Origin of the sequence: Hymenobacter radiodurans (assembly GCF_004355185.1) — a bacterium.
Lineage (GTDB): Bacteria > Bacteroidota > Bacteroidia > Cytophagales > Hymenobacteraceae > Hymenobacter > Hymenobacter radiodurans.
Genome location: NZ_CP037922.1, coordinates 4,080,875 through 4,101,892 on the forward strand (window position 1 = coordinate 4,080,875; position 21,018 = coordinate 4,101,892).

Below are 21,018 nucleotides of genomic sequence, written 5' to 3' on the forward strand. Positions count from 1 at the left end.
TCTCTAAAGTAGCCTTACCTCCACCCGCTTCGTTTTCGTTTTTTTCTATCTTTGAATGCCCGGTCTGCGCAAGTGGCCGGGTTGTTCTTTTTTTCTGCCTTCCTCTCTTCTTTTCGAGGTCTGACTTCATGGGCTTCGTTCGGATCTCCTTGCTTTGGCAATGCTCAGCCATGCACGGACCCACGTGGTCGTCTCCTCTCGAAAGTTTTCTTCTCTAAATCTGCTCCTACATGAGTGTCAAGCTTCGTCTCATTATCCTGAGCTTTTTACAGTTTTTTATCTGGGGTTCGTGGCTGATAACCATCGGAGCATACTGGTTTCAAACCAAGCAATGGTCGGGGGCACAGTTCGGGGCTATTTTCTCGACGATGGGTATTGCGTCCATCTTCATGCCCTCCATCATGGGCATCATCGCCGATAAATATGTGAATGCCGAGAAGCTCTACGGCATCCTCCACATTCTGGGGGCATTGTGCTGTTCACCGTACCCATGGTCACTGATCCGGGCACCATGTTCTGGGTGATGCTGCTGAACATGATTTTCTACATGCCCACGCTGGCCCTCTCCATTGCCGTATCTTACTATGTGCTCAAAAGCAGAGGCGGCGATGTAGTGCGCGATTATCCGCCTATCCGGGTGTGGGGCACGGTGGGCTTTATTGTAGCCATGTGGACGGTAAGCCTGCTGGGCTTCGAGAAGTCGGCCAACCAGTTCTACGTGGCCGCCGGCGCGGCTATTCTGCTGGGTCTCTACTCGTTTACGTTGCCTAAGTGCCCGCCTACCGCGAAAGACACGCCGAGCCGTTCCCTCATTGATGTGCTGGGCCTGAAGTCTTTTGCGTTGCTGCGTGACACCAAGATGCTCACCTTCTTCCTCTTCGCTATGCTGCTGGGCGCGGCATTGCAGCTTACTAACGCCTACGGTGACACCTTCCTGCACGACTTCGACCAAATACCGGCTTACCAGGATACCCTAGCTGTGAAGTATCCGGCCATCATTATGTCCATCTCACAGATTTCTGAGACGCTGTTCATTCTGGCTATTCCCTTCTTTCTGCGGCGCTTCGGTATCAAGCAGGTGATGGTTTTTAGCATGATTGCTTGGGTATTGCGGTTCGGATTGTTCGCCTTCGCCAACCCCGCCGACGGTCTGTGGATGATTATCCTCTCGTGCATCGTGTACGGTATGGCCTTCGACTTCTTTAATATATCTGGCTCCCTATTCGTCGAAACGCAGACGGCCCCGTCTATCCGGGCCAGTGCGCAGGGCTTGTTTATGATGATGACTAACGGCTTCGGTGCCGTTTTTGGTAGCCTGGTGAGCGGCCTTGTTATCGAGAAGTATTTCACCGCCGCTGATGGTATTACCAAAGACTGGCAAGGCATCTGGCTTTCTTTCGCTGGCTACGCTCTGGTAGTTGCCGTGCTATTTCTCATCTTATTCAAGCACAAGCACAACCCACAGGCCGCAGAAGAGGCAACAGAAGTGGATCACTCCGCTTCGGGGCCGCTACTTGCGACTAACCAATCGTAAAGATATTTTGATTGAAGTATAAAAACAGTATAAAATAAGTCTATTTGTAGTCTAACAAAAAACCCGCTCTGCATTAAGCAGAGCGGGTTTTTTGATGTTTTAGACGCTAGGTAGCTTAGAACTGCTCGTCTGCGCTGAAGTAGAAGTCTCCTTCAATTTGGGCGTTCTCATCGGAGTCGGAACCATGCACGGCATTGGCTTCAATGCTCTTGGCGTACTTCTTCCGGATAGTGCCTTCTTCAGCTTGAGCTGGGTTAGTGGCACCAATCAGCGTACGGAAGTCGGCAACAGCGTTGTCTTTCTCCAGAATGGCAGCTACGATGGGGCCCGACGACATATATTTTACCAGATCCTGGTAAAAAGGACGCTCCTTGTGTACTTCGTAGAATTTGCCGGCGCGCTCGGGCGTCAGGCGTAGTTTCTTGAGCGAAACGATGCGGAAGCCACCCTCTTCGATCATGTGCAGGATTCCACCAATGTGGTTTTCCTGTACCGCGTCGGGCTTAATCATCGTGAATGTGCGGTTAGTAGCCATTCTAGTATTGTAAAGTGATGTGGGAAATTATGGAATGCTTGCGGGGCGCAAATCGTTAGACGATTGCGGCCGCAAAAGTAGGCTAAAGTTGGTAGGGTTGAGGTAAGGAGAAGAAAACAAGGCAAAAAAGCCCCCCAGATCCCTGTTTTACGCGGCTGTGCACGATCTCAATAGAAGAGTGCTTGTCGTCAGTGCTTTACCTATTGCTATTCACTTCCCGAACCTAATGCTGAGCGGCTTGTGTTAAGGCAAAAATTATTTGCGGATTATTTCCGAATTTTGCCGCCTTGCTTCCGGCCTAAACCACCGAATTTCAGCCACCTATCAGTAGGCAATGTCCACAATATCTGCTCTGAAGGAGTTGCTAGCGCAGCCCCGACAGATTTTTATCACCACACACCACAAACCCGACGCCGACGCGCTGGGCTCTTCTCTGGGCTTAGCCGGGTACCTCCGCAAAAAAGGTCACCACGTTACCGTCGTCACTCCCTCCGATTACCCCGATTTTCTAGCTTGGATGCCTGGCAATGAAGAGGTTATCGTGTACGACGCACGCCGCAACGATGCGCAGGTACGTGAGATCATTGGTACGGCGGAAGTTATCTTCTGCCTCGATTTCAGCTGCTTGGGTCGCATTAACGAGCTCGGCAGCTATATCCGCAACGCGCCCGGCACGAAGGTTCTGATCGACCACCACCTGGAGCCGGAGAACTTCGCTGATCTGGATTTCTCCAACCCCAAAGCGGCGGCTACGGCCGAGTTGGTATTTGAGGTAATCCGCGACCTGGGCGATCAGGACATGATTGATGTGGGCATCGGCGAGAGCCTCTACGCGGGCATCATGACCGATACGGGCTCGTTTCGCCACCCCAGCACTTCCCGCAATGTGCACCTTATTATTGCCGAGCTGCTCGACGCCGGCATTGACCTGAGCTCCGTGCATCGCCGCATTTATGACTCGCACTCCGAAATGCGTTTGCGCTTTCTGGGCTTTGTGCTCAAAGACAAGCTAGTGGTGCTCCCCGAGTATAATACTGCTTACATCGCCATCACGCAGGATGAGCTGCGCCAGTACCAGTCGAAGACGGGCGACACGGAAGGACTTGTCAACTTTGCGTTAAGCATTGAAGGCGTGGTATTTGCGGCCGTCCTCATCGACCGTGGGCAGGCCGTAAAGATTTCTTTCCGCTCGGTGGGGGCTTTTCGGTCAATGAATTCGCTCGTCAGCACTTCCAGGGCGGTGGTCACCTCAACGCATCGGGTGGCATCAGCTACGAGTCTTTGGACGACACCGTGCAACGCTTCCTGAGCTTATTGCCTCAGTATCAAACCAAGCTCGTGACGGCCCCGCTAGCGGTTGCGCCGCCAGCGGCGTAACTTGCCTCGATTTTACTTTCACCTTCTTTTCCTTTTCATGCTTTTTCAACGCAATTTCCTAGGCTTGGCGCTTGCCGCTGGTATTTTGGGCCTCGCTTCCTGCAACAAAGGCGGCGGTGATTTCACAAAGGCCAAATCCGGCTTTGAGTACAAACTTTTCAAAAGCGAAGGTGGCAAGTACACCGAGCGGGAAGTAAGCCCCGAGGGCGACGCAACCTATAAAGACCGTTTGGGCAAGATTCTGGCCCTCAACGTAGAGTACCGCACCGCGAAAGACTCGATCCTCTTCAACTCGCGCAAAGCCCAGATGGGCGTACCAATGCGCATTAAGTTGGAAGAGCTGAAGACCAAAGGTGGTTTGGAAGAAGCGCTTTCTATGCTTCAGCCCGGCGACAGCGCCGTATTCCGCTTCAACGTGGACACCATTTTCGCTAAATCATTCAAGGCTCCCGTGCCGCCATTCATGAAGAAAGCCGGCAACACGATGACGATGTTCGTGAAAGCCGACAAGCTCCAAAGCGAGCAGGAGGCTATGGCCGACCAGCAGAAAATGATGGAGGAGCAGCAGAAGAAGATGATGGCGTATGCTGAAGAGCAGATCAAAAAAGACGACGTCATCCTGCAGGACTATATCAAGAAGAATAACTTGAAGGCCGAGAAATCTCCTTCTGGCATTTACTACGTAGTAAACAAGGCCGGCACCGGCGCTAAGCCCAAGCAGGGCCAGACCGTGGCGGTAACGTATAAAGGCTCCCTGCTCGACGGCAAAGTATTCGACTCGTCGGAGAAGCAAGGTGGTAAGCCAATTGAGTTTCCATTGGGCGTAGGTCAGGTAATTCCAGGTTGGGACCAGGGCATTGCTCTGCTTAACAAAGGCACCCAAGCTACCCTGTTGATTCCTTCCACTCTGGGCTACGGCCAACGTGGCGCTGGCGCCGACATTCCCGCTGATGCTGTGCTTCGCTTCGATGTGGAGCTAGTTGACGTGAAGTAAAAAAGCCCCCTAGCCGTCGTGTGCGGGCCTTTAGGTCGGCCACGACGGCTTTTTTTATCATCCATCTGTTGCCTTTATGATTCAGTTGCTCAAGCGTTCCCTCCTCTCCCGCTTCGCCGTTCTGCTGTTAGCCAGCGTACCATTGCTCACGGCTTGCGAAAAAGAAACCGACTATGTAAAGGAGGATGAGAAAATCATTCAGGAGTACATAGCGCAGAATAATATTGCTGGCGCTGAGCGGCAGGAGTCAGGGCTTTATTACGTGCCGACTGTAGTAGGCACGGGCGCCAAAGCCAAGCCCGGCCAGATGGTAGCCGTGCATTATGTAGGCACGCTGCTCAATGGTCAGGAGTTTGACAACTCAGTAAAGCGCGGCCAGCCAATTGATTTTCAACTGGGTGTAGGTAAAGTTATTGCCGGCTGGGACGAAGGCATTTCGCTGATGAACCAAGGCGGCAAGGCTACCCTGTTGATTCCTTCAGCGCTGGCTTATGGGGCGATCGAGAGAGGCCCTATCCCAGCCAACTCCGTGCTCCGCTTCGATGTGGAGTTGGTGAGCGTTAAATAACTAGGGGCGGCAATACGTTATAAGCCTAGCTAGCTACTTCAAAAATAAAGGCGATACGATGATGAAGACTTTTTCCACCTACTCCCTGCTCAACCGCCTCGTGTTGCTGTTGCTGGCTATTGGGCCCTTTTTGGCCGCTTGCGGCGATACTACCACGGAGAAGTACGCGAAAGAACTGCGCAAGCAGGAGGAAGAGTATAAGGTAATTGACGAAACCAAGATACAGGCGTACCTGACCAGCAATAACATCACGGAATTCAAGCGCATGCCTTCGGGCCTGTTCATGGTTCCGATTGTAAATGGCACCGGCGCGCAGGTAAAGGCTGGCAACCGGGTAGCGGTGAAGTATCGGGGTACGTTTCTGGAAAATGGCGTTGTGTTCGATAGCTCCTTCGACCGTCGGATTCCCTGCGACTGCGGCGAGTTTCTAATTGGCAATGGCGAGGTAATTAAAGGTTGGGATCAGGCTTTCGTGGAAATGAAGAAAGGTGACCGCAAAACGCTGATTATTCCTTCCTACTTAGCGTACGGGCCTATGGGCAAGCAGAACGCCTCCGGCTCGTATGATATTCTGCCAAACCAAGTGCTTATTTTCGACGTCGAAATCACCGAAATTCGGTGAAAAAGCCCCCCATTCGCTTCTGGCGTATCGCGGCGCTGCTGATCCTGCTCCTGAGCAGCGCTGGCCATAGCCAGGCACAAGCGCTGCCTGATACGATTCGCACCGCCTCTGGCGTGCGCTACTACATTCATCAGCCCGGCAAAGGTGCTACTGCTAAGGTAGGCGACAAGGTAACGGTGAACTACACAGCCTTTTTGCCCAACGACAAGCTCTTCGACTCTTCCGCTTCCGATGGGCGCCCGCTGCGCTGCCGCGTAGGTCGCGGTGAGGTGATCAAAGGCTGGGATGAAGTATTACAGCTACTACCAGCGGGCAGCCGGGCCCGCGTTTGGATACCGGCCGCGCTGGCTTACGGAGCCAAAGGTGCCCGCAACCCCGATGATGATAACCGCTACATTGTTCCACCGAATACTGATCTGGTATTTGAATTGGAAATGGTGAAAGTGACTAAATAAAAAAGCCCCTCAGCGACGCTGGGGGCTTTTTTATAAGAAACCTGGCACTATTCTCCCAGCACCTCCGAAAGGACGGCCAGGGACCGAATGTCGCCAAGCTTTTCGATGTGCAGCTGATAATAGCGAATAAGCACGGCCAGCAACTCGCGGCGGACGCGACCATTGGGCACGGTAGCCGTGGCTGGGTCGCGGAGTAACTCATCAAAGTAGTGGTCGAACTCGCGGAAGCGCAGCACCGTGGGAGCACTGCTGCTCGTGGCGGGGTTGCTGGCTTCGCCGGCGAAAGCAACCTGCGTGGTTACCTGCTCACCGGATAAGATGCCAAACCCCAGATAAGACGCTAGCTGGAGCAGAAAAACGAGAGCAAAGTTTTCGTAGCCTGTGGTCTGCTTGTCGAAAGCCAGAATAGAATCGTGCAGAAAGGTGAACAGAGGCTCGTTTTCCTCCTCCTCAAACACCGTACGGCTCACCACTTCCGACAAAAACAGTACGACGCTGCCCTTGCGCACATCATAAGGAATGCTGGCAAACTGCTCGGCGCAGCGAAACTCCGACAAGCGGGTGATTCCACCCGTCCGTGAGGTGTACGCCACCAAGTCAAGTAGCGTGAAAGGCTGAAATAAAGCAATACGCCCCGGTGGCTTGGCCTTGCGCACCCCGTTCACAATGTATGTCTGCAAGCCCAACCGCTCGGTATACACCCGCGCAATGATGCTGGTTTCGCGGTACTTAATGTAGCTTAGAACCAAGCCACGCGTTTTTATAAGCATTCGAATGTATTGGTTTTGCTACTCTTCTGGGTAGATAGACGAGCTACGAATATTAGGTGATTAGGTAGCTTCTTAACACCAAAACACAGCAATAAATCACCGCGCTACCACGGCTATTTTGCTAATACAGGTGTTTTTGCCATCTGCATCCGATGACAAAACCATATACACTCCCGACTGTACTTTGCGGCCGTTGTAGTCGGCTAGGTTCCAGGTGAGGGTGCCGCCGTTGGCGCGGGTCTGATACACAAGCTTGCCCGTCACGTCCGTGATTTTGATTACTGCGTTGTTGGCTAACCCCGATATGCCGACCTGGCCCGTAAAATCGGTGCGAACAGGATTAGGGAATACTTTCGCGCAGGCGGGCTTGCCTTCTGTAACGGTGGCCGAACCGCGGTAAGACACTACTCCAGCGTCGGTTACGACGAATACTTCCCCCGTGCGGTCGTTCACTGCCACGTCCAGGATACGGTTGGATGGCAAAGGACTATTGTCGGTGGTAAAATTGAGCAACGCCTCATCCACGCTTTCAGTGAACAGCCACAAGCCGCGGTCAGTACCGAACCACTTGCGGTTAGCGCCGTCCACAGCTACGCAACGCACAATATCGCTATTCAACGCCGGAAAGTTGAGGCTAGCCTGCGGGCCGCGTTGAATGAAAGGCTTTTGGAATACAGCCTCCGAGTTGGCCAAAAAGGTTTGGCTTGGATCGGTGAGAACGGCCACACCCGTACTGGTGGTCACCCAAATACTCCCCTGCCGATCTTTCACCATGTCGTAGATGTCGTTGGAGGGCAGGCCATTGGCCGTAGAGAAATAGCGCGGCGTACGCGTAGTTTCGTCGTAGGCAATAACGCCGTTTCCGGTGGGCTGGCGCGAGGTAGACAGCCACACGTAGCCATTATTGTCGAGCACAATGCCGTTGAGATTCTCAACTCCGGCAAAATATGGCAACGAGCGCCACGTAGTAGCGACGGGATTAAAGATGTGTACGCCAGGCACCCCCGCGAACTCATGCCGGTTCACTACCCACACGTTTCCCTCCGCATCAGCGGTTAGATCGGTGATGCGGGTGTAGTTCGGGTCGAAGTTGGGGAATTTGGGCGGCGCTAAAGCCGTCTTCAGTGGGTTACCGCCACTGCCATCGGTGAACTGACGAAAACTACCGGGGCCCTTCCATTCTAGTATGCCATTGCCGTAGCTGCCAATGTACAGCGTGCCGTCGGGGGTCCGCACCCCATGCGATGGGTCCTGAAAATTGGGGTATTCGGAGCGGTTGGGGAGCGTCTGGGGGGTAATGTTGGTCCACTGCCCGTCCTTATACTCATAAAAACCGCCGAAAGAGCCATTTTGCAGGAATCGATCGGAAAAACCGCCGCTAAAGACATCCGTGATTCCCGTGCGTGCGTCGCTGTACACACTAAAAGATCGGGCGCTGGCTGGCGCGTTTGATACAAAGCTCTCGAACTGTTGGGCGCCGGTTATTTTTACTAAGCCATTCTGAAAATCGGCCACGTAAAACGCGCCATCGCGCGCGCGAATCGCCGCGCGCGTATCACGCAGCAGGCCATTACGATACGTACGAATAGTGCCACCCGGCCGGTCGAGTACCGCTAGGTTATCCAGCCCGACTACCAATAAGCCAGCCCGCGAAGCGGTAAGCTGCCGAAATTGCCCCCCAGCAAAGCCGGCCACTGGTTGCCAGCCTCTGGCGGCCCCGGTGCCGCCCACAAATCGGTATAGCTGGTCGCCATTGGCACCCGCGTATACTTTCTCGTTATAGGTAGTAAGCGTGCGAAACGGATTACCGGCCCGCGCAGGCAGGTCGATGGTCCAGCTGCGGAAGTTGGCGAGGTTATCGGTCAGGCGGCCCCGCAGCAGGCCCGCTGAAGTAGCGGCATACACGGAGTCGCGGAGCACAGCGCTGGCGTATACCTGCACTGCCTGCCCGGCCGGACCTATATTAACGTAGGTATCACGCACTTCCAGCCGCGTCATATCCAATACGACTAAGCCAAAACTGCATGCGAGGTAAGCACGGGGCCCGCTAAAATTTATGTGGTTAACGGTTTTGGCTTGGGTAATCTGGGCGCGCAGAATATCCGTCACATTCTGAATGGAACCGTTGGCCCGCAGTACGTCTAGGTTACCGCTATTATAGGCAACGAGTAATTGTTGACTGACCGAATCATAGGCTACGGTGCTGACGCCTACATCATTCAGGCCATCGCGGCGGGAAAGCAGCCGGGTTGTGTTTAGCTCTTTATCAAAATAGAAAAAAGAGTTTTCGGTAGCTACGTACACCCGCTTATCTGCATCGGTTACGGCTTTGGCCTGGTTGGTGGGCAAATGCAGCTGCCAATCGCCAAAGCCTACGGGTCCCTGAGCAACAGCCGAGGTCAGGCCACAAAGCCAGATTGCAAAGAAGCTGAGCCAACGGCAGGTACGGAACAGGTAGGTCATTGGCGAAAACTGGAGATACGCAAAGCCTCACTTAGCGCGATGCAGCAGAAAGATACAGCTACAAAAAGCCCCCAGAACTTTCTGTGGCTGCGCTCCCGCCGGCTTCGGGCTATAAGGAGTCGTGGCTGGCGGTAACGCGAGCTGAGGAGCTTTTCTCCTTCATTCCCTCCAAAAAGCAAGGGCGGCAGCGCGCTTCGTACGAATCGGTTTCGCCGAGCAAAATCTTATCCTTAGAAGCGGCAATGCGAAATGAATAGGAAGCTAGCTCGCCGCAGCACATACACACGGCGTGCACCTTGGTTACGTACTCGGCCACGGCCATCAGAGCGGGCACCGGCCCGAAAGGCTTACCGGCGTAATCCATATCGAGGCCGGCCACAATAACGCGGGTACCCCGGTTGGCAAGCTGCACGCACACTTCCACCAACGACTCGTCGAAGAACTGGGCTTCGTCGATGCCGACTACATCGCAGCCACTGGTCATGAGCAGGATTTCCTGCGCCAACGCCACGGGCGTCGAGCGGATGCTGTTCGCATTGTGCGATACCACGTCGTGGTCGTGGTAACGGGTATCAATTGAGGGCTTAAAAATCTCAACGCGCTGCCGGGCGATGGTAGCCCGGTTTAAGCGACGAATCAACTCCTCGGTTTTGCCCGAAAACATGGAGCCGCACACCACCTCGATCCAGCCCCGGCGAGGGGCCTCGCGGTTGGTGCCGACGCGGGGTTCTAGAAACATAGGGTCTTACTATGAATAGCCAGCAGCGAATGATCTGGCTTTGCTTTAAACCTCTAAAGTAAGGGTTTCGGCTTGGAGCTTCAAGGACGACACCCCGGAAATAGTTTCCGCGTAGCGCTAGTTGCCTGTGGGTTACGCACTTCCTAAGCTCGCTCCGCCAGGGCGGTATCCAGATAAAATTAGGAACTGTAGGTTACGTGCGGCAGCTTGGTCGGCTCGGGCACACGGGCCGTCAGTTCGCCCTGGGTCAAACGGGTTTGACAGGTGAGTCGCTCATGGGGCAGCAGGCGGCCGGCACGACGGTAACGCAATTCTGCCTCCGTGTCTGGCGTTAGGTTTTCCGCGCCGCTAAGTACTTCCAAACGGCAGGTAGTGCAGCGGCCTTTGCCACCACAGGCGTGCATCCAGTCGTGGCCGGCGGCTTGGAGGGCAGCCAGCAAAGTGGAGCCAGCGGGCACCGCCACTACAGTACCTGACAAGTTTTGCACGGTTAGACTAGGCATCTTTCCCTAAATTGCCGATTGAATCAGGATCTAAAATGAAGGACAAATATAGCCACGCCAAGCGCGAACACTACGGCCGCCGGCTGGCCGCTCACCTCTGCGACCAGCATTTTGGCCCCCAGCCCACTGCCACGCTCGATGGCCCCGCCGTGCTGCGTTTCACCCCTATTCGGCAGGTCAATCTGTTGGTTGTGCAGCAATTGCTGGCCCAATGGACGGCCGAAATGGCTCGATTGCGTAGCCCCTACTTCGACTTTGAGGCGCCCGACGTGCGGCAGGCTCTCACCCAGTTTATGAACACGCTTTCGCGCCGCATCCAGCTGACGCGGGGAGCTTTTGAGCCCTTGTTAGCTCGTGCCGTAGCCGACACACTGGGCGTAGTGACTGATCCGGTGCTGACGTTTGAAGAGAAGCTGCTGGGTGATCAACCGACCGCAACGGCTGCTCAACTACGTGATGCTTTGCGGTATCTGGATCTGAATAAAGACTTGTTCGGGGAGTTTATCGACAGTCTCTCGCCAGAAGCGCCGCTGGAACGCGATTTTCTACTGGAGCGCTTCCGGCTGCATCAGGAAGCTACCTATAAAGGTCATCAGTTGATGGAAAAACTGGTAGCGGAGTTCAGCGCTTTGCTTCCGCTTACCGAGGCCGATTTATGGGCCGATGGCCCCGTGCGTGCACCCGCCATACCCATTGCGGAAACACCTCGCCCGGTTCAGCCGCAGCCTGCGCCTAAGCCAGAACCTGTACAAGTTCCTGAGCCCGTGCGCCCTAGTGAGCCAGCAAACGCTCCAGAGCCAGTAGTTGCTCCAGTTGCAGTAGCCCCGACACCTGTTCCGGTGCAAAATGCCCCCCAGCCGTCAGTAGCGGCGCCTACTTTCATGCCTACACCGGCTTTTGTGCCTCCGCCAGCACCAACGCCTGAACCCAAGCCGGTTCATGAGCCGATTGTAGCACCTCGCCGGCCAATCACGGAGGCCGCCCCAACTAGCGTACCGCTCTACGAGAAACTCAAAGCGGAGCGTTCCGCGACAGCGCCGCTCAGCGAAACACTGCGGCCGGAAAAAGCTGGCGCTACCTTAGCTGAAAAGCCCCCCAAAGTGGAATCGCTCCGCGAGGCGATTTCTATTAATCAGCGGTTTGGCTTTATCAATGAGCTGTTTAATGGGGAGAACATGGAGTATCATAACGCCATCCAGCACCTAGATACATTCAATGATCCGGAATCGGCTAAGCGCTATGTGACCCAGGATCTAGCCGCCAAATACGACTGGACGCGCAAGGAGGAGCACGTCGGCCGGCTACTGAAGCTCATCGATCGGAAGTTTGCTTAGACCACCCATAAAAAAGCCCCCAGATATTCGTCTGGGGGCTTTTTTATGGGTGGTCTAAGTCATTAATGAAGCGCTACTGCTCTTATTTAGCGTACCAAATCCTGTTTGCGGTAGGCGTCAATTGCCAGCATGATAAATAGCAGAATGGTGAATGACCAAAGCGAGGAGCCGCCGTAGCTAAATAACGGTAGCGGAATACCGACTACTGGCGCCAAACCGATTGTCATGCCCACATTGACGGCGAAGTGGAAGAAGAAAATGCTGGCCACACAGTAGCCGTAGGTGCGCCCAAACACCGATTTCTGACGCTCCGCCACATATACCAAGCGCATCAGCAGGGCCATAAACAAGATAATTACCACTAAGCTGCCCATCCATCCCCATTCCTCGCCAACGGTGCAGAAGATAAAGTCAGTGCTTTGCTCGGGCACGAAGTCGAATTTGGTTTGGGTGCCTTCCAGGAATCCCTTGCCCATCAGTCCACCCGAGCCAATGGCAATCTTGGACTGCGTTACGTTCCAGCCCACGCCCAGCGGGTCGGCCGACGGATTGATCAACACCTCAATGCGCTTGCGCTGGTGCGGCTGGAGCACCTGATTAAAAAAGAAGTCGACCCCGAATACCATTCCAACCACTACCGCCCACACACTCAAGGACAGAGGCAAATGGTGGCGCATCACCCGCGAATTAGCCAGAAAAACGCCCCCCAGAATGACGGTGATACCCCAATGAGCCAGAGTTTGGGGATTAACAAAGCCAGAATCAGAATGACGCCCGCAGCAGCTAGAATAATGAGAATAAGCGGAGACATTCCCTCGCGAAAGTAAGCCAGCAGGAACGCGCCGAACACGAGCGCTTGGCCAGTTTCGTTGGAGGCGATGATAAGCAGCGGCGGCAACAGCGTCATGCCGGCTAGCACAGCTTGGTCGCGCCAGTTCTGGTGCCGCAGATTGATGCCCGCCATAAAGCGCGATACGGCTAGGGCGGTGGCAAATTTGGCAAACTCGGCCGGCTGCAAGCGTACCGGGCCCAGTTCTAACCAGGATCGGGAACCCGCAATAGGCCGCGCAATGAACAAGGTAACGAGCAGCAGTAAGACCACCACGGCGTAGAAAACGTAGGCGAACGTATCGTAGGCCTTATAATCGACTACCACCAAGATGACCATCAGCACCACGGCCGTCCCGATCCAGATAATTTGTTTAAACCAGTTATTGGCCATCAGTTCCTGAAAGCTCTGGCCGGCAAAGCCGGCGGGTGCATCGGGCGAGTAGCTGGCAGCGTACACATTCAGCCAGCCTAAGCCCACCATCAAGGCATAAATGCCGATGGTTACCCAATCAAGGCTGCGACTGTATCTGGCGGGTGAAGAGGGCATTTTGGGTTATTCAAAAACGACTGTATCTGGCGCTGACTACCTCGTGGCTTCGTCAGCGCTTTCTGATAAACTTGGAAGCATCTCCCTCCAACCAGGTTTCCCACTGGGTGCGCTCAACTTTGCCGCGCAGGTATTTTTCCATCATCAGAGCTGCCATCGGGGCCGCAGAGCCACCCCCAAAACCGGCGTTTTCGATAAACACAGCAATGGCAATCTGGGGGTCTTCGGCGGGCGCGAAGGCTGCGAAGGTAGCATGGTCGGGGCCGTGAGCATTTTGCACAGTACCCGTTTTGCCGGCTACCGAAATACCAAATTGAGCCAGACTAGCCAGATTGCCGGTGCCGCCGCGGCCTTCTACCACCGCCTGCATTCCCGGAATAATGGCGTCGAAATGTTGGGGGTCTACATTGGTATAATGGCGCTCCTTATACTCCGGCAGGGGCCCGCCCTGACCAATACCACGCACGAAATGAGGTGTGTAATAATAGCCGCGGTTGGCAATAGCAGCCATGATGTTGGCCATTTGCAGACCGGTAATACCAATTTCGCCCTGCCCGATGCTTAAGGAGTAAATCGTGCGGAAGTTCCAGCCATGCTTACCGTACATCTTATCGTACAGTTCCGGTGATGGAATGGAGCCTTTCCGCTCTGAGCCCATATCCACTCCTAGCTCCTGTCCCAGCCCGAAGGACATTACCTGTCGGCGCCACTCGGCTAGGCCTAAGCGGGCATCCTCTTTAGGGTTGCTGGAACGGCCGCGCATGATGGCCGTGCGCATCACTTGATAGAAATAGGGGTTGCAGCTTTGCTTGATGGCAATACCCACATTGGTGGGGGGCTCGTGGCGGTGAGTACACTTCACCAACCGTTGATTGCAGGGAAAACTTGTGTAAGGCGTCACCACGCCCATTTGCAAAGCCACCAACTCGTTCACCAGCTTAAATACTGAGCCCGGCGGGTAAGTGGCCATCAGGGGCCGGTTGAAAAGAGGCCGTTCGGGGTTGTTGAGCAAGTCCATATAACGGTTGCCCATGCCTTTGCCGCTAAGCCGAGCCGGCTCGAAGTACGGAGCCGAAACGAAGGCGAGGATTTCGCCCGTCTTCGGATCAAGAGCTACAATAGAGCCCCGCTTTTGGGCCATCAGCTTCTCGCCGTACGCCTGCAGTTCGCTGTCGATGCTGGTGTGCAAGTCGAGCCCAGCTACGGATAGTGTGTCGTACTCACCATCCCGGAAGGCGCCTTTTTCTATGCCCCGCACGTTCACCATGCGGTATTGCACCCCACGCCGCCCCATTAGCGTCTTCTCGTAGAAAGACTCCAGACCTGTGATTCCTAAGTTGTCGCCGGCAACGTACTTAGCATATCGAGGGCTTTCTAACAGCTTAGGAGTAATAGCTCCTACGTAGCCCAGGGCGTGCGCCAGATTCTCGGTTTTGTAAGAGCGGGCCATGTGGGCCTTGATGCTGAAACCCGGAAAATCGATCAGATTATCCTGGATAGCAGCCAACTCCGGCGTACTAAGGTTTTGTATTAAGGGGGAGGCTTTTACTCGCGAATACGTCTTGGCAGCCGTCAGGGCAAGACGAAACTCCTCGATGGGCAGTTGAAGAAGCTCGCATAAGCGAAGAGTATCGAGCTGTTTGATTTCGCGGGGCACCACCATCAGGTCGTACACGGGGGTGTTTTGCACCATCAGCTTCCCATTGCGGTCGAAGATGAGGCCCCGGTAGGGCACCTGCACGATGCGCTGCAATGAGTTGCGGTCGGCGGCCAGCTTATAGCTGCCGTCGAGCACTTGGATGTAAAATAAGCGCGCCGCAAACAGTAGGGCTACGACCACGAAAATGGTCTGCACCACATACTTACGACCTTCAAGGTATTGCAAAGCGAAAGAAACTGAATAAAAAGGCCCCCAGCACAGTACCTGGGATTACAAAGGTACACAACACAAAGGCTCACTGCTTAGTCTGTAAGACGAGTGGCCCTCCCCCAACTCCTACCTCTTGCTCCGTCGCGACGGGAAAAACAGCATCTGTACAATCAGCAGCGTGATGCCCGTGAATAAGGTGCTTACTATCACTTTAATCAGCGTAACACCAATAATTTGAAAACTTCCCAGTTCCAACAGAAAAAATGCGAGGTGATGTATACTGACCAGTAAAACCAGGTAAACCAGAAACCATTGCCCCCCCATCAGGTGCACATTCACTGCGTCGGCGGCATCATAGCCATCACGGGGCGTAAGCAGTCGCAATACCCATGGTCTTAAGTACATCAGCAGCACTGCGGCGGCAGCGTGCACTCCACCCGTATCGTAGAAAATATCCATAGTAATGCCCACTCCAAAGCCTAGCAGCAATTGCACGACGATAGGCGTGGTAATGGGCAAAAACAGCAAAAAGCCCAAGTAGAAAAAGCACCAGCCCAGATCAAACAGCACCAGCTTGCTGGCTACCAGCACGTGCAACAGCACATACACAACCAACAAAATCAGGTGTAGTACAAATCCGCCGGCTGCTCTCATGGCTTTAAAATCTCTTCTTCGTCCTCAGGTTTCGCACCTGCCCGCATTTGCAGCGTGTCGCGCTCCGCTTTGGGGCGGCTATTCACCACGTACACATAAGTCAGGCGCGAGAAATCCACGGCCAGCCGCACCCGGATGGTCCAAAAGTCCTTGTCTGGCTCCTTGCTGAAAGCGTCAATCGTACCAATCATCACCCCTTCCGGAAATACGGCATTGTAGCCGGAAGTAAGGACGGTGTCGCCACGCACCAGTTCATTTTGCCGCGGAATCTGGTCTAGCAGCACATGGGCAGCATCGTCGCCCAGCCACTTGATGCCGCCTTCGGTACCGTCGCGCTTTATTTTGGCTGAAATAACTGTTTTGGAATGTAGCACGGAGGTGGCCGTAGCATAATGCTCGCTGGCTACTTTCACTCGGCCTACCACTCCATCGGCAGACAGTATGCCCATTCCCGGCCGCACGCCCTCGCGAGTGCCAGCGTTAATAGTCACATAGTTATCAACCCGCCGACGGGTATTGCTGATCACACGGGCCGGAATAAGCGGGTAATCAGGGTCGGTGGCGGGCAACTGGCGCAAACCGAGCAGAATAGAGTCGCGGCGGGCCGGACGCAAGGGCTCAACGGGCGCGAGGCTATCGGGCAACCGACCGGCCAGATCGGGGCGGTAGAGCTGCTGGCGCAAGGCTGCGTTCTCAGCCACCAACCCTCTATTCACATCAACTAGCCGAAAATAATCCAGTACCTGAGTGCGCATCTCCAGCACTCGGCCAGCATAGGCATTGGCAGAATTGAAGAAGGCGGCCCGCTGATACGAGCTATTTCTAATCAACAAGTACAAACTCAACACCTCCAATAGCCCGAACACCAGGATGCCCCGGTAGCGGAAGATAAAGGTGAAAAGATTACGCACAGGAAAAGAAGCAAATAGTTAAATGGGTGAGCTTAGCGTAGCAAAAGGCTGGAGATTAAATGACTGGCTGTTCAAAGAGCAGAACAAGCAACCACTTAACCCCCAGCCACTTACTTGTTTAGCTACTTATGAAAGAAGAACACTACGGAAGCCCTGCAAGTTCTTAATTGTGGCGCCGGTACCGCGTACTACAGCGCGCAAGGGATCTTCGGCAATGTGAATGGCAAGCTTGGTTTTGGCGGCCAAGCGCTTATCGAGGCCGCGGAGCAGGGCGCCTCCACCTGTCAGGTGAATGCCGTTGTCGTAAATGTCGGCTGATAGCTCTGGGGGGCTAATTTCCAGGGCTTTTAGTACGGCTTCCTCAATTTTAGCTACCGACTTATCCAAGGCAATAGCAATTTCAGAGGACGTTACTTTAATCACCTTCGGAATACCAGTCATCAGGTCGCGGCCCCGGATTTCGTAGTCGGGAGGTGTAACGTCCAGTTCGGTGAGGGCAGCGCCCACTTCGATTTTGATTTTCTCGGCCGAGCGCTCCCCGATCAGCAGGTTGTGCTGACGGCGCATATAGTCCAGAATATCCTGGTTAAACACGTCACCAGCCGTCTTAATAGACTGGTCGCAGACAATACCGGACAGGGCAATAACTGCGATTTCGGTAGTACCGCCGCCGATGTCAATAATCATAGAGCCAACGGGTTGCTCCACATCGATGCCAATACCGATAGCGGCCGCCATGGGCTCCTGAATCATCCACACTTCTTTGGCGCCGGCGTGCTCAGCGGAGTCGCGCACAGCTCGTTTCTCTACCTCGGTAATGCCGGAGGGAATGCAAATCACCATGCGGTGCGAAGGCTGGAACAGACGATTGCGCGTGTCAATCATCTTAATCATGCCCTTAATCATTTCCTCCGCGGCGTGGAAGTCAGCAATTACGCCGTCCTTCAAAGGCCGAATGGTGCGAATGTTGTCGTGGGTCTTTTCGTGCATTTGCTGCGCTTGCCGGCCCACGGCAATTACTTTATTGGTAGTACGGTCTTTGGCAATGATGCTCGGCTCATCCACCACGATTTTATCGTTGTGAATGATGAGGGTATTGGCCGTTCCCAGGTCAATGGCGATATCGCTGGTGAGGAAGTTAAAAAAACCCATTGATTTTTACGGCAATTAGAAGATAATGCGCGGGTTGCGCCACGCAAATAGGGGGCAAAAGTACGTAAGTTTGACGGAAGCGCTACCAGTAAAAATTACGACACTCCGTAGTTAAACCGGCCCTCTAACGAAAAAAGAGCGCCGGAATTGTGGCAAAAAAGCCCCCCAGCATTCCCAACTGTATAGTGATGACGATATAGGGAGTCGCGCAATTATTTCTGCGTGACTCCCTATATTTCAAGTATTTAATGCTTGAAATGCCGTACGCCCGTCATGACCATGGCCATGCCGAGTTGGTCGCAGGCGGCAATGCTGTCTTGGTCTTTGATAGAGCCACCGGGTTGCACCACCGCCCGAATACCCGCCTGACCGGCAATTTCGACACAATCGGGGAAGGGAAAGAAGGCGTCGGAGGCCATTACAGCGCCTTGCAGATCGAAGCCAAACGCTTTGGCTTTCTCGATAGCCTGTTTGAGGGCATCTACTCGCGAGGTTTGGCCTACGCCGGAAGCCAGCAGCTGGCCCGGCCGCGCCAACACAATGGTATTGCTCTTGGTGTGCTTGCAAACTTTGGCCGCGAATACCAGAGCCTCCGTTTCCTCGGCGGTAGGCGCCGATTTCGTTACGACTTTGAAGTCAGCGGCAGTTTCCGTTTGGCGGTCGAAATCCTGCTCTACGATGCCGTTGAGCAGTGTTTTAATCTGTTTAGCAGGCAATGCAACTGGCTTTTGGCGCAACAGAATGCGGTTTTTCTTGCTTTGCAGAATGGGCAGCGCTGCCTCACTAAACTCGGGCGCAATGAGCACTTCGAAGAAAAGTTTGTTCAGTTCTTCCGCGGTGGCTTCGTCCACGGGCTTATTCACAATGATAACGCCTCCAAAAGCCGACACAGGGTCGCAGGCGAGGGCTTGCAGGTAAGCATCGTGGAGCGTGCTGGCCTGGGCTACGCCGCAGGCATTGGTGTGCTTTAGAATAGCACAGGCGGGCTGGCCATCCTCAAACTCAGCCATGAGAGCCACGGCAGCGTCAACATCGACCAAGTTGTTGTAGCTAAGCTGCTTGCCGTGCAGTTGATCGAAAAGAGCCGATAAATCACCATAGAAAGTACCTGCCTGATGCGGGTTCTCGCCGTAGCGCAGAGGCGTGGCCGGCTGCTGACTTACGCGCAAAGATTTGCCCCCCAGGTCGGTGCCTTGGCTTATGTAGTTGAAAATCTGGGTGTCGTAGTGCGAGGTAGCAGCGAAAGCGGCAGCGGCGTAGTGCCGACGGTCTTCCAGATCGGTAGCGCCGTTTTTCTGCGTGAGCAACTCGGTTACGGCTTCGTACTGGTCGCGGCCGCTGACAACGAGCACGTCGCGGAAGTTTTTAGCCGCAGCTCGAAGCAAAGAAATGCCGCCGATGTCAATTTTTTCAATCACGTCGGCCTCCGGCGCGCCCGATGCCACCGTTTCCTCGAACGGGTACAGGTCCACTATCACCAGATCGATGGGCGGAATGTCGTGCTGCTCCGCCTCCTTAGTATCACTGGCTTCGTGGCGTCGCTGCAAAATGCCCCCGAACACCTTTGGGTGCAGCGTTTTGACTCGCCCCCCGAACACGGCGGGAAATCCGGTCAGACTTTCCACGGCGGTTACTTCTGCCCCTTGCTGCTCCAAAAACTGCTGCGTTCCGCCCGTTGAGTACAGTTTGACGCCGTGCTGCTTGAGCACCGCCACTAGCGGCTCCAAACGGTCTTTGTAATAAACAGAAATAAGCGCGGAGCGAATGGGCTGAGACGACATGGCAAAGGGGATTTGGCTGAAAGAATGACAGTACGAAGGTAGGTCTCTGCCTTTGCCCCTACCAAATTCTTTCGGGTACGGAATTATGATACGACCTCTTTATGGCAAGACTGGCTCTCTATCAACTACCTTTTTTTCAATACATACCAAACCTATAGGTGCTAATCACAGTTGAGCTAATTCCACTTTACTGTTGTGTATGCTAGCTGAACAGGTTACAGAGCGTATTTTGCCAGTTGCAGCGGCTCCTACTGGCTCCCTGGCACCCGAGGAAGCGGCGGCGGCATTGGCGCCCCGCTTGGCGGTGCAAGCTCCAGTGTCGGATGAGGAAGGCGGCTTTCCAGTAGCGGAATTTGAGTGGTTGCGCGAAGCCGGTTTGCTCACAGTGCCGTTGAGCAAAGCGCTGGGCGGTGCCGATCTGCACCTGCCTGTGCACACTCTTACATTACTCCGAACTCTAAAGCATATTGGCCGCGGCAACTTAGCCGTTGGGCGCGTGTATGAAGGCCATGTAAATGCGTTGCAATTGATGCAGCGCTATTCCCAACCCAAACAGGTAGGACGCTGGGCAGAGGATGCTCATGCTGGCCACCTGTTTGGCGTCTGGAATACGCAGGCCGACGATGGGGTACGCCTCGAACCACTGGCTGGGGGGCTTTTTCGACTGTCAGGCAGCAAAACGTTTGGCTCGGGCGCGGGCCACGTGACGCGCCCCCTTATTACCGGTGCGCTACCCGACGGCGGCTGGCAGATGTTCATTCTCCCAACCGATAAAATGCCCCCCACGCTCGACGCTAGCTTCTGGCAGCCGCTGGGCATGCGGGCTACGGCCAGCTTTCGGGTCGACTTGACAGGCTTGGAAATCAGTGAGGAGGACTTGGTGGGGCAGCCTGGCGATTATTACCGGCAACCCGACTTCAGCGGGGGTGCTATTCGCTTCGCGGCGGTGCAGCTAGGCGCGGCGGAGGCAGTTTTCAACGAAACCAGGCGCTTTCTACAGGAGCTTAACCGCACCAATGACCCATATCAGCAGATGCGCTTAGGCGAGTTGGCGGGCTTGATTGAAGGCGGTAATTTGTGGTTACGAGGCGCCGCCGACCACGCCTCGCGCCCCGCGGCCACGCTTGATGCTGGGGCCACTGTGGCGTATGCCAACTTGGTGCGCACGGCCATTGAGGATATATGCCTTCGGACGTTGCAACTAGCGGAACGCTGCGTAGGAGCCCGCGGCCTGCTTCGCCCCGAGCCCTTCGAGCGCCTCCACCGCGACCTGACTCACTACCTACGCCAGCCCGCCCCCGATGCAGCAATCGCCGACGCCGGCCGGTTTGCGTTAGCTCAAACGGAGCCTGCCCACCGCCTCTGGCAATAGTAGCTC

Annotated in this window: 18 protein-coding genes and 2 pseudogenes; 8 read left to right on the plus strand and 12 right to left on the minus strand. The window is 54.7% G+C overall.

The window, feature by feature from the left end:
• The first annotated feature begins 230 nt into the window (after positions 1-230).
• Positions 231-1,534: pseudogene (locus EPD59_RS18530) on the plus strand (nucleoside permease).
• Positions 1,535-1,649: 115 nt separating this feature from the next.
• Here EPD59_RS18530 and EPD59_RS18535 read toward each other — a convergent pair.
• Complete coding sequence (locus tag EPD59_RS18535) at positions 1,650-2,069, minus strand: nucleoside-diphosphate kinase (protein WP_133274086.1); 420 nt, start codon at positions 2,067-2,069, stop codon at positions 1,650-1,652.
• A 334-nt stretch (positions 2,070-2,403) separates the two neighbouring features.
• Between EPD59_RS18535 and EPD59_RS18540 the strand changes: the two are divergent.
• From EPD59_RS18540 to EPD59_RS18560, 5 genes and pseudogenes are all read left to right on the plus strand, one after another.
• A pseudogene (locus EPD59_RS18540) lies at positions 2,404-3,446 on the plus strand (DHH family phosphoesterase).
• A 37-nt stretch (positions 3,447-3,483) separates the two neighbouring features.
• On the plus strand, positions 3,484-4,440 hold the full coding sequence (locus EPD59_RS18545; protein ID WP_133274087.1) for an FKBP-type peptidyl-prolyl cis-trans isomerase: 957 nt from the start codon (positions 3,484-3,486) through the stop codon (positions 4,438-4,440).
• A gap of 76 nt (positions 4,441-4,516) precedes the next feature.
• Positions 4,517-5,008 carry an FKBP-type peptidyl-prolyl cis-trans isomerase gene (locus EPD59_RS18550; RefSeq protein ID WP_133274088.1) on the plus strand — a complete coding sequence of 164 codons (492 nt, stop codon included), beginning with the start codon at positions 4,517-4,519 and terminating at the stop codon, positions 5,006-5,008.
• Positions 5,009-5,066: 58 nt separating this feature from the next.
• The gene (locus tag EPD59_RS18555; protein WP_133274089.1) at positions 5,067-5,630 is read left to right on the plus strand and encodes an FKBP-type peptidyl-prolyl cis-trans isomerase; all 564 of its coding nucleotides are present in this window, start codon (positions 5,067-5,069) and stop codon (positions 5,628-5,630) included.
• Positions 5,627-6,085, plus strand: coding sequence for an FKBP-type peptidyl-prolyl cis-trans isomerase (locus tag EPD59_RS18560; protein WP_133274090.1), 459 nt, complete (start codon positions 5,627-5,629; stop codon positions 6,083-6,085). Before EPD59_RS18555 ends, EPD59_RS18560 begins: the two co-directional genes overlap by 4 nt.
• A 47-nt stretch (positions 6,086-6,132) precedes the next feature.
• Here the strand turns inward: EPD59_RS18560 and recO are convergent, their stop codons facing one another.
• From recO to EPD59_RS18580, 4 genes are all read right to left on the minus strand, one after another.
• Complete coding sequence (gene recO, locus EPD59_RS18565; protein ID WP_133274091.1) at positions 6,133-6,855, minus strand: DNA repair protein RecO; 723 nt, start codon at positions 6,853-6,855, stop codon at positions 6,133-6,135.
• Positions 6,856-6,951: 96 nt separating this feature from the next.
• Positions 6,952-9,318, minus strand: coding sequence for a type IX secretion system anionic LPS delivery protein PorZ (gene porZ, locus EPD59_RS18570; RefSeq protein WP_133274092.1), 2,367 nt, complete (start codon positions 9,316-9,318; stop codon positions 6,952-6,954).
• A gap of 109 nt (positions 9,319-9,427) precedes the next feature.
• Positions 9,428-10,057: a thymidine kinase gene (locus EPD59_RS18575; RefSeq protein WP_133274093.1), complete on the minus strand. Its 630-nt coding sequence runs from the start codon at positions 10,055-10,057 to the stop codon at positions 9,428-9,430.
• Positions 10,058-10,236: 179 nt separating this feature from the next.
• Complete coding sequence (locus EPD59_RS18580; RefSeq protein ID WP_133274094.1) at positions 10,237-10,560, minus strand: 2Fe-2S iron-sulfur cluster-binding protein; 324 nt, start codon at positions 10,558-10,560, stop codon at positions 10,237-10,239.
• Positions 10,561-10,595: 35 nt separating this feature from the next.
• Here EPD59_RS18580 and EPD59_RS18585 point away from each other — a divergent pair, with 35 nt between their 5' ends.
• Positions 10,596-11,894 carry a hypothetical protein gene (locus EPD59_RS18585; RefSeq protein ID WP_133274095.1) on the plus strand — a complete coding sequence of 433 codons (1,299 nt, stop codon included), beginning with the start codon at positions 10,596-10,598 and terminating at the stop codon, positions 11,892-11,894.
• 86 nt (positions 11,895-11,980) lie between these two features.
• Here the strand turns inward: EPD59_RS18585 and rodA are convergent, their stop codons facing one another.
• The 7 genes from rodA to purH all read right to left on the minus strand — a co-directional run bounded on the left by rodA (position 11,981) and on the right by purH (position 19,640).
• Positions 11,981-12,571: a rod shape-determining protein RodA gene (rodA, locus tag EPD59_RS23860; protein WP_317128395.1), complete on the minus strand. Its 591-nt coding sequence runs from the start codon at positions 12,569-12,571 to the stop codon at positions 11,981-11,983.
• On the minus strand, positions 12,571-13,272 hold the full coding sequence (locus tag EPD59_RS23865) for an FtsW/RodA/SpoVE family cell cycle protein (RefSeq protein ID WP_317128396.1): 702 nt from the start codon (positions 13,270-13,272) through the stop codon (positions 12,571-12,573). The genes rodA and EPD59_RS23865 overlap by 1 nt, the downstream gene beginning before the upstream one ends.
• A gap of 52 nt (positions 13,273-13,324) precedes the next feature.
• Positions 13,325-15,157, minus strand: a complete 1,833-nt coding sequence (gene mrdA, locus EPD59_RS18595) for a penicillin-binding protein 2 (RefSeq protein WP_133274096.1) — start codon at positions 15,155-15,157, stop codon at positions 13,325-13,327.
• A 111-nt stretch (positions 15,158-15,268) separates the two neighbouring features.
• Complete coding sequence (locus EPD59_RS18600) at positions 15,269-15,796, minus strand: hypothetical protein (protein ID WP_133274097.1); 528 nt, start codon at positions 15,794-15,796, stop codon at positions 15,269-15,271.
• The gene (gene mreC / locus EPD59_RS18605; protein WP_133274098.1) at positions 15,793-16,707 is read right to left on the minus strand and encodes a rod shape-determining protein MreC; all 915 of its coding nucleotides are present in this window, start codon (positions 16,705-16,707) and stop codon (positions 15,793-15,795) included. The genes EPD59_RS18600 and mreC overlap by 4 nt, the downstream gene beginning before the upstream one ends.
• A gap of 126 nt (positions 16,708-16,833) precedes the next feature.
• Positions 16,834-17,859 carry a rod shape-determining protein gene (locus EPD59_RS18610; RefSeq protein ID WP_084444085.1) on the minus strand — a complete coding sequence of 342 codons (1,026 nt, stop codon included), beginning with the start codon at positions 17,857-17,859 and terminating at the stop codon, positions 16,834-16,836.
• A 245-nt stretch (positions 17,860-18,104) separates the two neighbouring features.
• The gene (gene purH, locus EPD59_RS18615) at positions 18,105-19,640 is read right to left on the minus strand and encodes a bifunctional phosphoribosylaminoimidazolecarboxamide formyltransferase/IMP cyclohydrolase (protein ID WP_133274099.1); all 1,536 of its coding nucleotides are present in this window, start codon (positions 19,638-19,640) and stop codon (positions 18,105-18,107) included.
• A gap of 199 nt (positions 19,641-19,839) precedes the next feature.
• Here purH and EPD59_RS18620 point away from each other — a divergent pair, with 199 nt between their 5' ends.
• A complete protein-coding gene (locus EPD59_RS18620; protein WP_133274100.1) occupies positions 19,840-21,012 on the plus strand; it encodes an acyl-CoA dehydrogenase family protein in 1,173 nt (390 codons plus the stop codon).
• Positions 21,013-21,018 lie beyond the last annotated feature (6 nt).